This window comes from Mediterraneibacter sp. NSJ-151 (genome assembly GCF_022487435.1).
Classification (GTDB): domain Bacteria; phylum Bacillota; class Clostridia; order Lachnospirales; family Lachnospiraceae; genus Schaedlerella; species Schaedlerella hominis.
Genome location: NZ_JAKVPP010000010.1, coordinates 113,058 through 127,277 on the forward strand (window position 1 = coordinate 113,058; position 14,220 = coordinate 127,277).

The window sequence follows — 14,220 nt, forward strand, 5'->3', positions numbered from 1 at the left end:
AAGGAGAAAGAAAATGTCTTTATTCAAAGGAAAAACATTAATGATTACTGGTGGTACTGGTTCTTTTGGAAACGTAGTTTTAAATCGTTTCCTCAAAACAGATATTGGAGAAATTCGAGTTTTCTCTCGTGATGAGAAAAAACAGGATGATATGCGTCATGACTTTCAGGTTCGTATGCCGGAAGTTGCAGACAAGATTAAATTTTATATTGGAGATGTAAGAGATCTTCAATCATGTAAGAATGCGATGCACGGTGTTGATTACATATTCCATGCTGCTGCATTAAAACAGGTTCCATCTTGCGAATTCTTCCCGATGGAAGCTGTAAAAACAAATATTATTGGAACGGACAATGTCCTTACAGCTGCAATTGAAGAAGGAGTTGAAGCTGTAATTTGCTTATCAACCGATAAGGCTGCCTATCCAATCAACGCAATGGGTAAATCTAAATCACTGGAAGAATCTGTGGCAATTGCAAAATCCAGATATAGTGGAAAAACAAAAATCTGCTGTACACGTTATGGCAATGTAATGTGCTCTCGTGGATCCGTAATCCCACTCTGGATTGATCAGATTAAAGCAGGTAATCCGATTACTGTTACAGAGCCAAACATGACTCGTTTCATCATGTCTCTGGAAGAGGCAGTTGATCTCGTTCTTTATGCATTTGAGCACGGTGAGAATGGAGATTTGCTTATTATGAAAGCACCGGCGTGCTCAATTGGTCTTCAGGCAGAAGCAGTTTGTGAGATGTTTGGTGGAAAGAAAGAAGATATTAAGGTAATTGGTATTCGTCATGGTGAGAAGATGTACGAAACATTACTTACAAATGAGGAGTGCGCAAAGGCAATTGATCTTGGTGGATTTTATCGTGTTCCTGCTGATAATCGTGGATTAAATTACGATAAGTATTTCAAAGAGGGCAATGTTGAACGAAACAAATTGACAGAGTTCAATTCAAATAATACAAAACTTCTTAATAAAGAAGAGATTATTGCAAAAATGAAAGAACTTGCATACATCCAGAAAAGATTAGCCGAAGAATAAAAGAAAGCGTGATTTCATGAATAAGAAGTTAATAATTTTAGGTTCTGGCGGATATGGAAGAACTGTCTATGATATCGCAGAACAACTTGGTTATTCAATTACTGTTTTAGATGATGCAGATGAAGAGCATCCACTTGCTTCTTTTGCTCAATATTTAGAAGATGCAACGGAATTTATTTCGGCCTTTGGAAATAATGCGTTTCGTTTACAGTGGATGGAGAAAATAGAAGAGGCAGGTGGAAAACTTGCTACGCTGATCCATCCGACAGCATATGTGTCGCCGAAAGCACAGGTATCTACAGGAAGTGTGATTTTACCGGGTGCAATAGTCAATACAGGAAGCCGAGTAGGAAGAGGATGTATTATAAACTTAGGAGCTACCGTAGATCACGATGTTATTATAGAAGATGGAGTACATTTGTGTGTACGATGCATTGTGAAAGGTGAGAATCGCATTTCGTGTTGTGAAAAGATAGAGGCAGGAGAAATCGTGGAACGAGCTACAAGAGTGTAGCTGAATGAATGGGAGATAATAAAATGGTTGAACATAATTTTAAATGGAAAAATGATGGCCGCACAAAGGTAATGATTGGCTGTGGAACACGTCCGGAGATTATCCGTCTTGCTGCGGTAATCAAAAGATGTAGAGAATATTTTGATTGTTGTGTTGTATACTACAATCAGAACTGGGACAAGAATCTTTCTACTGTTTTCTGGGAGGATTTTGAATTAACAAATACTTTTGGAGAATTTGGACCGGATATTCTTGTACCGGTTGTCGGAGAAAATCTTGGAGTAACATGTGGAAATATTTTAGGAAGATCTTTTGAGCTTCTTTCTGAATTACAGCCAGACGGATATCTTGTATTAGGAGATACAAACTCATGTCTTTCAGCAATTTCAGCAAAGAGATTACATATTCCGCTTTTCCATATGGAAGCTGGAAACAGATGTAAAGACGAGTGCCTTCCGGAAGAAACAAACAGACGTATCGTAGATGTTATTTCGGATGTAAACTTATGTTACTCTGAGTTTGCACGTAAATATTTAGCAGATACAGGACTTCCAAAGGAGAGAACATATCAGACAGGTTCTCCTATGGCAGAGGTTCTTCGTATGAACCTTGAGAAGATTCAGAAGAGTGATGTGTTAGAAAGACTTGGGCTTGAGAAAGATAAATACATTCTTCTTTCAGCACATCGTGAAGAGAACATTGATTCTGAGAAGAATTTCTTAAGCCTCTTTACAGCAATCAATGCATTAGCTGAAAAGTACGATATGCCGATTCTGTATTCTTGCCATCCAAGAAGTAAGAACAGATTAGAAAAGAGCGGATTTAAGCTTGATCCAAGAGTAAGAGTCAATGAACCACTTGGTTTTAATGATTATAACAAACTTCAGATGAACGCATTAGCAATCGTATCAGATTCAGGTACATTACCGGAAGAAAGTTCATTCTATTTATCAATTGGACATCCAATCGCTGCTGTATGTATCCGTACATCAACAGAGAGACCGGAAGCATTGGAAGCAGGAGATTTTATCTTAGCTGGTATTACAACAAAAGAACTTCTCAATGCTACAGATATGGCAATTGAAATGAAACAGAAAGGTGTGCTTGGCAAACCTTGTCCAGATTATGTTGATGAAACAGTATCAATGAAAGTTGTTCGCATCATTCAGGGATATGTAAATGTAGTCAACAAGATGGTTTGGAGAAAAGATCAGTAAAATATAAACTTAATGACGGGCAGGTGCGCATGTTGAAACTGCACCGGGCTCGTCATTTTTTACAATTGGAGGTAGTGATATTATGAATATACTTGTTACCGGTGCAAAAGGAATGGTTGGAACTGCACTTGTTAATAACTTAAAAAACATCAGAGATGGAAAAAACAGAACTAGAAATATTGAAATCAACGAGATTTATGAATATGATTTAGACAGTACAGAAGCACAATTAGATGAATACTGTGCAAAAGCAGATTTTGTATTTAACCTTGCAGGAGTAAATCGCCCGGAGAATCCGGAAGATTTCATGAAAGGTAATTTTGGATTTGCATCACAGCTTCTTGACACGTTAAAAAAACATAATAACAAAGCAGGTATCATGCTTTCTTCTTCTGTTCAGGCTACACTTGCAGGACGTTTTGGTAACAGTGAATATGGAAGAAGTAAAAAAGCCGGAGAAGAGTTATTCTTTGAATATGGAAAAGAAACAGGCGCACCGGTATATGTATACCGTTTTGTAAACCTGATGGGACACAGCCGTCCAAAATACAATTCTGCAATTTCAACATTTTGCTGGGCAGTAGCAAACGATGAAGAGTTTACTGTAAACGATAGAAGCACAGAACTGGAAGTACTTTATATCGATGACCTTGTAGAAGGAATGTTTGATCTTCTTGAAGGAAAAGAACAGCATTGTGAATTTGATGGCGTTGAAACTGTATTAGATGAGAACGGTCGTTATTGCTGCGTACCAGTTACTCATAAAGCTACATTAGGTGAAATCGTTGATTTATTAGAAGAATTTAAGTCACAGCCGATTTCATTAATGATGCCAAAATGCCCAGATGGATCATTTGCAAAGAAACTTTTCAGTCTTTATTTAACATATTTACCGACTGATAAGTTCAAATATGCTATGAAGATGAATTGTGATGACCGAGGATCATTTACAGAACTGGTACATACAGTTGATTGTGGACAGGTAAGTATTAATATCAGCAAGCCGGGTATCACAAAAGGACAGCATTGGCATAACTCTAAATGGGAGCAGTTTATCGTAGTACACGGACATGGACTGATTCAGGAACGTAACATCAATACTGGCGAAATGGTAGAATTTGAAGTTTCAGGAGATAAGATTGAAGCAATCTATATGATTCCAGGATGGACACATAATATTATTAATTTATCAGAGACAGAGGATTTGGTGACGGTGATGACATGTAATGAGGTGTTTGATCCAGCGAAGCCGGATACGTTTTTTGAGGTGGTATAAAGAGAAATGTTGTCCAAGGGGATGGTTATGGTGAAGAGAGGAATATCGCATGGAAAAACCGCAGTACATTGATTGGCTTGTTGAGGAATCTGGGGTTGTAATTAAAGATAATATTCCGTTAAAATGCTATAAAATTGACTATAAATGTGATGAAAGTATTCTTGATGATTGGGCGTTACACATTCGTAGAAATTACATAGATGATACTGAATTAGAAGAAGATGCTGAAGATAATGAGATGCCTATTGGAAAGTATTTACATGATTATATAATTCCACAAAAGGAAGAAGCGTTGGGATCAACAGCACGTTCTGCAGATATTACCGAAATTTTGATTTCGGATTTGTTAGAGTTTTTATATCAGTATTCTGTTCCAAGATATAAATTGAAGAATAGATCTGGAAAGAATAATTCACAACAAGGAACGGACGTTATTGCATATAAGTATAAAAACGAAGACAAGACGCCAGATGAAAGAGATAGCTTGGTCGCAGCAGAGGTTAAAGCTACACTGTCTAAGGAGGACTATACACCCATCAAGAATGCAATTATTGATTCTAGAAAAGATGAGCATCGTTTAGCAAGAACAGTAAATTATTGCAGAAAACGATTAAGGGAATTGGGAAGAATAGAAGATGCAAAAGAAGTAAAAAGGTTCTTGTTTAAACCAGATAATAATTTTCAAATTACATATGTTGCTGCTGGAGTTAGTAGCCGTGAAAATATAGATGAAGTCATAGAATTAAATTTTTCTGGCGAAGAACTTGAAATCAGAGAAAATGAACGCATATTTTATGTGCATGGTAAAAAACTGATGGAATTGGCTCATAACATTTATGAGAGGTGCAAGAAATGATTTTTGGTAAAAATGCCGAGCAAATGCTAAGATATCAAAAAGCTAAAGCTAAAATGGTAGAATACAATGTTTCAAAGAAAGAGTATCCTCAATTTCGATTGAATTCGAATGAATTATCCTATCCAACAACTTATGTGTTGTCACGATACTCAGAATGCATTATAGAAAATAATCATGAAGAAGCAGAAGCACTGGAGCCGTTTTTGAAAACAACTGCAGAATATTATGATTCGGCTTTTCAATCCAAAGATAGAACGGAATATGATTGGGATTTTTTGCTATCAGGAGCATCAGCCTATTTTTTGAGAAAAGATTTTGGAAGTGCTAAAGTATTGGCGGCAAATGTAGATAATTTAATTGGTAATGAACGAACTCCGCAGAAACTGTTGGTAAATATCTATAACTATCTTTTGAGTGGAAAGTATTTACTGTATTTAAAGGTTATAGATACATATGAACGAATTAATAATTATTTCTTGGAGTACTTCGGAAAGGGTGAGTCTATAGAAGTATTAAAGGAAAATTTAAGGGTATATAGAAAAGAAATATATACTAATGGAGATTCAGATAGTATATTTTATGTGGATATATTAGTGGCAGTTATTATTGTAGCGTGTAATAATTCGTCATGGAGGCTTTTGCCGAATAGTTCAGGCCTTTCACACGAGAAGTGGAAACCATATTTACAAAGTAGAAAGTCTATAAAGATGTTATGGCCAGCACAACGATTAATAGCTGAAAAAGGATTGCTGAGAGGAGAAAACGCTATTGTGCAACTTCCGACAGGTGTGGGGAAGACTAGAAGCATAGAACTGATTATAAGAGCTGCCTTTTTATCTGATCGAGCTAATACGGCTATTATAGTGGCACCACTAAGAGCGTTGTGCAATGAAATAACAACGGATATGTATAAAATATTTAGAAAAGATGCTATAATAAATCAGTTCTCAGATGTTCTTCAAAATGACTTTTTGAATATATTTGAAGAGGCTAATAAAAAGCAAATACTTATATGTACACCGGAAAAACTAAGCTATGTGTTGCATCATGATCCGTTTTTTTTGAATGTTATAGATTTATTTGTGTTTGATGAAGGTCATATGTTTGATGATGGTGGTAGAGGTGCAACATATGAGTTGTTAGTGACACATATACGTCGAAATATAACAAGTGAACAGCAATTAATTTTGTTATCAGCGGTATTGCCAAATTCAGAAGATATTGCACAGTGGTTGTTCGAGGATAGAGGTTGTTTGGCAGAGGATGAAAGTATTGTATCAACGCCTAAATCTATAGGTTTTTCATCCAAACAAAAGAATCTGCATTTCTTTTCTGATGATAAATCAAAGGAGGATTATTTTATTCCTCGAATTCTTCAAGTTGAACAATTGAATAAGTTGCCGAGAGAAAAAAAGAATAGATTTTTTCCGGAATTATCATCATCCACAGATATAGCCATTTATAATGCTATAAAGTTATGTCATAATGGAGGTGTCGCTATCTATCTCGGACAACAACGCTCAATGAAAACAGTGTTTAAAAGAATTATAGACTTAAATAAACGAAACTATGACTTAAAAGTATTAAAAGATAATGCGAATCAAGAAAAGCTTTCTGAAATAAAGGACTTCATAGAAAACTATTATGGTTCAGAGCATTGGTATACGCAAGCAGCAGAATTGGGTGTTTTACCTCATTCTTCTAATCTTCAAAATGGAGTTAAGCTTGTAGTGGAACATGCATTGAAAAATAAATATGTTTCTTGCGTAGTATGTACATCGACACTTGCACAAGGTGTGAATATTCCAATTAAATATTTGTTAGTTACCAGTTTTCGTAATGGAGTTCGATTAGTAAAAGCACGAGATTTTCAAAACTTGATGGGGAGAACAGCACGAGCAGGTATATACACCGAAGGCAGTATTATCATTACGGATTGTAATATATATGATAATCGAATGAAGCGGAAAAATGGCGGAATGTATTTTTGGAATGACTGTATGAAGTTATTTGATACAAAATCTGCAGAACCTTGTGGGAGTTCTATTCTTTCGTTAGTACAGGATTTTAAAGTGGATTATGATAAAACTGTAAAAGGTGAGGAATTTGTTTCAAAAGTGATAGAACACCTTGGTGAAAGCAGTTTCTTGTTTAATTATGCAAAAAAGTTGGAAAAAGCGTATATAAAAATAAATCCAGATAGAAAACAAAATACGATCATGCAGGAGATATTATTGAGACAGGATATTATATCTCATATAGAGAATTATCTTTGTTTAGCGTGTTCTACAGAAACAGTAGCTACCGATTGTAAGAATAATTCGGTAGATATTTGTTCTAATACCTTGGCGTATGCACTGGCATCAGAGCAGGAAAAAGAATTGTTAATTAAGGTTTTTCAGAAAATAGAGGAGAATATTCAAGAATACGATGTGGAAGATTTGCGTAGATATTCTAATGCGATGTCAGGGATAGCTTTGTCTTCTCAAATAGAGGAATGGATTTTCAAAAATGAACTTACAGAGAGGATATATACAGAAGAAGACTTATTGTCTATGATTGTAGAGTTGTATTTGCAAATTAATGGTGATTTTAAATATCAAGAGCATATTCAAAGTGTCTGTCAAAAATGGATTGCTGGACAAATACCAATTGAAATTAGTAACGAGGAAGCTATAGGAATTCCAGAAGTAGAGTCGTTATGTAATAAAAGAATTTCATATGAAATGAATTTCCTTATCGGTAATATTTGTGATTTGATAGTAGTTGACGAAGACGATGAGACGCAAGTTGATCCAAGAAAGCTTTTGACATTATTACAGAAGAAAGTAAAGTATGGTGTTCCCAATATGACAGCTATTTCTATTTGTGAGAGTGTTTTTTACGATCGCTTATTGTCTATAGAGATTGCTCAAATTTTATCTGATACGAATATTGGAGCGGACAAGATACTTAATACGTTGAAGTTTCATAGGGAAGAGATTTCTAGTTGCCTTGATTCATATCCCGAATATTTCAGGGATAGGTTATCTCTGCTAATGGAATAGAAAGCGCTTCATGTAAACCACCACCAGGCAATGCCATTAAGCTAGGTGTTCGAGGTTTTGTTCGAATTTGCATTGAAACATGTGCAAGAGGATGTTTTGGCGCTTGCATGGTCACAATGGTGTCAGGTACCAATGTGGTCTAGGGCTAGCCGTTGCGCCAGCGACTTGGTACAATATGGATTATCTAATATACGGAGGATAAAAGTGTGCAAACAATTAGAGTAAATTCAGTTTCAGAATACATCAAAGAATTAGAAACTCTAGGAATAGAAAATTATATTTATAGAGGACAAAATGAACCCTATTTTGGCATAGAAGCAAATGGGTTTCGACCATATATGGGTGGTTGGGATTCTGATAAAATATATAACATTGATGAAATCTCTAAAAAATATTATGAGCAAGTTGTTTCTAAACTAACATCAGAAGAAAAAGAATATTTTTTAGCGTTTTGTCAACATTACGGTGTACCAACAAATCTTATTGATTTTTCATATTCGCCACTGATTGCATTGTTTTTCTCGTGTCAAGGAAAAATGTTCCAGCATTTAGCTTATCAGAACTGGTTGGAGATTCAACAGTTGATGATTTAAAGAAAAATTCGTCTACACAGCAAATGTTAATACATAATCTTATAAATAAACTAGAAAAACCTACATTGTCACAATACGCTCAAGTTTATTTGTTAAATAAAAAATGGTTGTTAGATATAACGGATATTCTCCCAAAGGTTGGACATAACAATTTCCTCGAAAGTATTTATAGTGATAGAGATGTGCGAGTTGAACTTATATATAGTCTGATTAACTTATTTGAAAATCCTGAAATTAATATTACAGAAATTTCGGATTGCCTTATACAACTTATTGAGTGCTATAGAGAAAATAATGTTAATTTATGGGGGGAATATTACAATGATGAAGAGAAGAATGATTATGAAGAAAGTGAGGATTTATTTACATTTCAAAAAAGTCTAAAAGAAGATAACTTGCAAGATATTATTTTATCTTTGTATACATATGTTTATGAGGAGATGGAAGATGAAAGAATTCCTTATGAAAGTGATATTTTTGGACACTTTCCAGAAGAAGGTAACCTATATCAGCTATCTGCCGCAACGTATATTATGCTTTTAGCTAATTTAATACAGATTTTTCATAATGATAGAAACGGAATTGAAAAGTTAATCTTAAATCTAAAAATATATTTTACATATCAGCCAGCAAATTTATTTGATAGAATCAATGCACAAAAAGGGCTTTTTATTTACCAGCCATATTTTTATTCTTGCGATATGGTATATGATTATAATATATTAAGTGTTCAGAATATCAATCCAGATATAACGCTGGAAATAAATAATTATCAAGAAATACTTTCTGAATTGGATGTTTTAGGAATCAATTTAGGTGGTGTTTATGGTGATTTAGATAACATTGCAAAATCTGTGGTATATTCGTATCGAAGAAAAAATAAAATGTAGTTTGATAATTTCATCTTAGTAAACGCTCAATAGTGAGTGTAAATAAATACCACCAGGTAGGAAAGCACCAGGTGGTGTCAGGTACCGTTAAGTTTTTATTGTAAGGTTCAAGGGCAGAAAAATTCTGGCAGATCGGGATCGATATTTCAAAGAAGAGGAGAAAGGGGCACCTAAATATGAAATGTTTGAAAAAAATACCATGGACATTAATTTTTTTGGTTGTTGGTATTATTTTTAGTATAATTTGTAGGGATAATTTGGGAATGGACATTATACTAACCATTTTATCTACTCTGCTTGCAACATTAGTGGAATGGTATATAAAATATGAAAAAGATAAAACATTTTATAATAATGAATTTTTAAAACTGGAACACAGATTAGAGGAGATAAGCAATCAGATCAGTTATACAAATCAGATTACTACTGTGGAACATCCGTATTTTAAAAAAGAGATCGACGAAAAAATGAAAGAGTTCCTGTCTGATAATCAAGAACTTTTATCGGGTATTCATGTTACAAATCCTCATGCGGATGATACATTTGGAATAGAAGGAATAAGTTATACAAAAGAATTTGGAAGTATTAAAGCGGTAAGTTCTATACCGGACTATTGGGAAGATGATTTTACGAAAGAATATTTGAAAGTGCAAAGTGAACTGATTGATCAGAAACATGTTACAATCCAGCGAATTTTTATTTTTGAAAAAAAAGAGTGGAAGAAAAAAGAACAGCACATGAAGGAACAGGTGAAGTGTGGAATACAGGTTTTTTATATTGATAAAGATTCTGAATATTTTAATCCACAATGGATGCAAGAGGATTTCCTGATTCAGGACAACGAATTGCTTGTTGATATTGCGGGGAGAACACATAAATTTAACAAAAATGATAGTGTGGAAGAAAGAATTACAATGAATAAGAATGAGGTTCAGCAAAAGCTGAAACGTTTTGACCGACTATTAGAAAGAGCAACAGAATATAAATGCTAACTTCCTAGGGATTGTCATGTCTGGCATTGAGACCACATTGGTGACGGGCACAATTAAATTTTTAGTGTAAAAATCATGCGTAATATTACATAGAAAAGTATCCAGAACTGTCTTGACAATATGTTGAATACGACATACTATAATTATAAAGAGGAAGGAGCATACTAATGTACGAAATCATTTTATATGATACAGAAGATGGAAGATGTCCTGTGCAGGAACTATTGGATTCCTTGAAACCTAAGCTACTGGCAAAAACATTGCGGACAATTGACTTGCTGGAAATGAATGGCCCATTGCTTCGTGAGCCATATTCAAAACCCTTGGAAAATGGAATCTTTGAGCTTCGTACCAAGCAGGGATCAGATATTACAAGAGTACTGTATTTCTTTATTGTAGGCAAGAAAGTAGTGCTTACAAATGGATTTATAAAAAAGTCGCAAAAGACACCAAAAGCAGAAAAGGAACTGGCAAAGCAATATAAAGCAGATTATGAACGGAGGTATGGCAATGAGTAGCTATAAAGATTATAAAAAAAGAGCATTGCAGAATCTAGAGGTAAAAGCAGAATATGATGCACTGCAACCGGAATATGATATTATCCAGGCAATGATTGATGCAAGAGTGCAGCAGAATATGACACAGAAAGATTTATCAGCTAAAACCGGAATTACGCAGGCAGATATAAGCAGGATTGAGAATGGAACAAGAAATCCCAGCTTGAGTATGGTGAAAAAACTTGCACAGGGCTTAGGGATGCAATTAAAACTAGAATTTGTTCCGATGCCGACAAAAAATAAAATGTAAATTTCTATAAACATATAAATTTACTTTAACGTATTTATAAGATAGATAAAATTTAGAACTGGTAGAATAGCCGGTTTTAAATTCTATCTAATGCTTTATCACTGTGAATTTTGAATGCATTGTCGTTTGAGTCGCATCTGGGAACTCCATTGAAGAAAAATTAGCATTATTTTGATAAGGAATTATTGATTGAAGAACTGGTTGCAATGGCGGAGTGGCTGGATGAATAGGAAATCATTTCAGGAATTGCGTTGGATTATAGAGTGAAAAGTTTGGATTCTATACTTTTAAAGTATGAACGTTATTACCCAGACAATCAGACGCGAAAAGTATTCAATGATATTTTAGGATTTCGAGCATTTTGTGGATACGGAACAGGAGTTTAAGACTCTTGTTATAGGGCTTCGTACGTAATGTTGGCTTATCCGCCGCTAGGTGTCACACTACCAGGTGTCAGGCGCCATCAAATTTTTACAGCACATAACTTAAAAGTACTATCCTTTTGCATTTACAGTATTGCATCAACATTCCATATATGCTAGAGTAGAGAAAAGCATATTTCTTAATGAATTCTAAGGTGCGATGCGCCATCTATATTCTAATCACATTTCAGAAATCTATGCTTTAATACCAAAACAAATGTAAAAAGCAGGAGAGGACTGAAAGACATTAGACAAGAGTAAGTTCCTTCTGCAAGAAGGAGGAAACAAATGAATACTGAGTTGAAAAATGTTGTATTATCGACTGACATTAAGGCACAGTATGACGAGTGTGTCAAGAAATTGCTGGGACACAAGATTATACTTGCTCACATTTTAGCAAAATCAGTAGATGAATTTCGTGGAATGCGCCCGGAAGAAGTGGTCCATCTGATTGAAGGAGAGCCACTTATAAGTAAAGTTCCGGTCGGGCTGGGACTTACAAATAAGATTGTCGGAGTAGATGAAAAAGGAAATGAAATTGTAGGATTGAATACAGAGAATTCGGAAGTTTATGCAGGATATGTGAGATTCGATATTATCTTTTACGTACGAACCAAAGATGGAGTTTCGCAGATTATCATAAATATCGAAGCACAAAAGACAGACCCTACAGATTATGATATTTTAAATCGTGCAATCTTTTATATCAGTCGGATGATTTCGTCGCAGAAGAATCGCGAGTTTAAAGGAAGCAATTACAACGACATTAAGAAGGTATATTCGATTTGGATATGTATGAATATGAAGGAAGATTGTATGAATCATATTCATCTGACAAATGATGTAATCATGGGCGATTATAAGTGGAAAGGAAAACTTGAACTGCTGAATATCATTATGGTAGGAGTAGCTGGAAAATTATCAGATAAAGATGAAAACAATGAATTACATCGATTGTTAGGAACATTACTGTCAGAGAAATTAAAAGTAGATGAAAAATTGGATATACTTGAAAATGAATATGATATACCAATGGAAGAATCAATAGAGGAGGAAGTGAAGACAATGTGTAATCTGAGTGAGGGAATTGAAGAAAGAGCAATGGAGGCTGGCAGGAAAGCGGGAATTGAAGAAGGAAGAAAGACCGGTCTTGAATTGGGAAAAAAAGATCTTCTCAAACAGCAAGTTCAGAAGAAATTGCTGAAGGGAAAGGATATCGATGTGATTGCAGAAGAGTTGGAAGAAGAGGTTGCTGTAATTGAAAAAGTTATTGCGGAGCTGGAGCAGTAGCTTTGCAAAAGAGGTATAAGGTGCATGACAACAACGGCAGGGAGTCCCTTAACTTAATAGAAACTACCTACCATTGGTGTCAGGCGCCGTCAATTTTCCAGAAAACTACTTAAAAAAACCTTCTCTGTAATCTTACAAAGAAGGTTTTTCAAGAATAGATTAATTTTTATAAAATTCTTTATACCATTCAGCAAATTTTCGAAGGCCATCTCTCAAACTTGTACTAGGTTTGAATCCGAAATCTTCTTCCAATGCAGTAGTATCTGCATAAGTGATCGGAACATCACCTGGCTGCATAGGAACCAGTTTTTTATGTGCTTCGAAATCGTAATCAGCAGGCAGAACTTCGGCACGAGTCAGCTCTTGTTGAAGAATATCTACAAAGTCAAGCAGATTTTCAGGCTGATTGTTACCGATGTTATATACGGCGTATGGCGGAATTGGAAGTCCGTCTTCGCCGTTTTTCTTTTCAGGAGCAGCCTGCATTACACGTTTGACTCCTTCTACAATATCATCGACAAAGGTAAAGTCTCGTTTGCAGTTTCCATAATTAAAGATCTGAATTGTTTCTCCGGCACGTAACTTGTTTGTAAATCCAAAGTATGCCATATCAGGTCTTCCGGCAGGTCCGTATACGGTGAAGAAGCGGAGTCCTGTGGATGGAATATTATAAAGCTTACTGTAAGCATGAGCCATCAATTCGTTTGACTTTTTAGTGGCAGCATACAGTGAAACCGGATTATCTACCTTATCATCTGTAGAGTAAGGGATTTTTTTGTTGCTTCCGTATACAGATGAGGAAGAAGCATATACCAAATGCTCTACTCCATGATAAGAATCATCGCAGGAAGCGGCATCGTAAGAATGACGACATGCCTCTAAAATGTTGTAAAATCCAATCAGGTTTGATTCGATATAAACATCAGGGTTTGTGATAGAGTAGCGCACACCTGCCTGAGCAGCCAGATTTACAACAACAGTTGGTTTATAATCTGTAAAAATCTGATCAATCAAAGTTTTGTCGGCGATAGATCCTTTTATAAAATTCCAAGATGATGCAGTATGTTTCTGGACTTCTTCTTCAATTTTTCTTAAACGATATTCCTTGATTGAAACATCATAATAATCATTCATATTATCAATGCCGATGATATGAATAGGCTCTGTAGTACGAAGCAATTCAAGAACGAGGTTAGAGCCGATAAAACCGGCCGCACCTGTTACAAGAATCGTTGCATTTTTTAAAGTTACATTTTGATTTTTCATAG

The 14,220-nt window shown here is 35.1% G+C and carries 13 protein-coding genes; 12 read left to right on the forward strand and 1 reads right to left on the reverse strand.

Going from position 1 to position 14,220, the window contains the following annotated elements:
- Positions 1–13 precede the first annotated feature (13 nt).
- The 12 genes from LQE94_RS11405 to LQE94_RS11460 all read left to right on the forward strand — a co-directional run bounded on the left by LQE94_RS11405 (position 14) and on the right by LQE94_RS11460 (position 12,952).
- On the forward strand, positions 14–1,048 hold the full coding sequence (locus LQE94_RS11405; protein WP_240577744.1) for a polysaccharide biosynthesis protein: 1,035 nt from the start codon (positions 14–16) through the stop codon (positions 1,046–1,048).
- 16 nt (positions 1,049–1,064) lie between these two features.
- Entirely contained in the window at positions 1,065–1,562 is a 498-nt protein-coding gene (locus LQE94_RS11410; RefSeq protein ID WP_240577745.1) for a PglD-related sugar-binding protein, read from the forward strand.
- A 23-nt stretch (positions 1,563–1,585) separates the two neighbouring features.
- Positions 1,586–2,779: a UDP-N-acetyl glucosamine 2-epimerase gene (locus LQE94_RS11415; RefSeq protein WP_118724287.1), complete on the forward strand. Its 1,194-nt coding sequence runs from the start codon at positions 1,586–1,588 to the stop codon at positions 2,777–2,779.
- Positions 2,780–2,861: 82 nt separating this feature from the next.
- Positions 2,862–4,055, forward strand: a complete 1,194-nt coding sequence (locus tag LQE94_RS11420; protein WP_240577746.1) for a polysaccharide biosynthesis C-terminal domain-containing protein — start codon at positions 2,862–2,864, stop codon at positions 4,053–4,055.
- A 49-nt stretch (positions 4,056–4,104) separates the two neighbouring features.
- Complete coding sequence (locus LQE94_RS11425; RefSeq protein WP_240577747.1) at positions 4,105–4,911, forward strand: Hachiman antiphage defense system protein HamA; 807 nt, start codon at positions 4,105–4,107, stop codon at positions 4,909–4,911.
- Positions 4,908–7,958: a DEAD/DEAH box helicase gene (locus tag LQE94_RS11430; RefSeq protein WP_240577748.1), complete on the forward strand. Its 3,051-nt coding sequence runs from the start codon at positions 4,908–4,910 to the stop codon at positions 7,956–7,958. The genes LQE94_RS11425 and LQE94_RS11430 overlap by 4 nt, the downstream gene beginning before the upstream one ends.
- Before the next feature lie 206 nt (positions 7,959–8,164).
- Positions 8,165–8,551, forward strand: coding sequence for an FRG domain-containing protein (locus tag LQE94_RS11435; RefSeq protein WP_240577749.1), 387 nt, complete (start codon positions 8,165–8,167; stop codon positions 8,549–8,551).
- Positions 8,482–9,441, forward strand: a complete 960-nt coding sequence (locus LQE94_RS11440; RefSeq protein WP_240577750.1) for a hypothetical protein — start codon at positions 8,482–8,484, stop codon at positions 9,439–9,441. Before LQE94_RS11435 ends, LQE94_RS11440 begins: the two co-directional genes overlap by 70 nt.
- Before the next feature lie 263 nt (positions 9,442–9,704).
- Entirely contained in the window at positions 9,705–10,433 is a 729-nt protein-coding gene (locus LQE94_RS11445) for a hypothetical protein (RefSeq protein ID WP_240577751.1), read from the forward strand.
- Between the two features lie 167 nt (positions 10,434–10,600).
- A complete protein-coding gene (locus LQE94_RS11450; protein ID WP_240577752.1) occupies positions 10,601–10,951 on the forward strand; it encodes a type II toxin-antitoxin system RelE/ParE family toxin in 351 nt (116 codons plus the stop codon).
- Positions 10,938–11,240 carry a helix-turn-helix domain-containing protein gene (locus LQE94_RS11455; RefSeq protein ID WP_207723294.1) on the forward strand — a complete coding sequence of 101 codons (303 nt, stop codon included), beginning with the start codon at positions 10,938–10,940 and terminating at the stop codon, positions 11,238–11,240. Before LQE94_RS11450 ends, LQE94_RS11455 begins: the two co-directional genes overlap by 14 nt.
- A 710-nt stretch (positions 11,241–11,950) precedes the next feature.
- The gene (locus tag LQE94_RS11460) at positions 11,951–12,952 is read left to right on the forward strand and encodes an Rpn family recombination-promoting nuclease/putative transposase (protein ID WP_240577753.1); all 1,002 of its coding nucleotides are present in this window, start codon (positions 11,951–11,953) and stop codon (positions 12,950–12,952) included.
- 159 nt (positions 12,953–13,111) lie between these two features.
- On the opposite strand, the gene LQE94_RS11465 is transcribed toward LQE94_RS11460, so the two are convergent.
- Complete coding sequence (locus LQE94_RS11465; RefSeq protein ID WP_240577754.1) at positions 13,112–14,218, reverse strand: NAD-dependent epimerase/dehydratase family protein; 1,107 nt, start codon at positions 14,216–14,218, stop codon at positions 13,112–13,114.
- Positions 14,219–14,220: the final 2 nt, after the last annotated feature.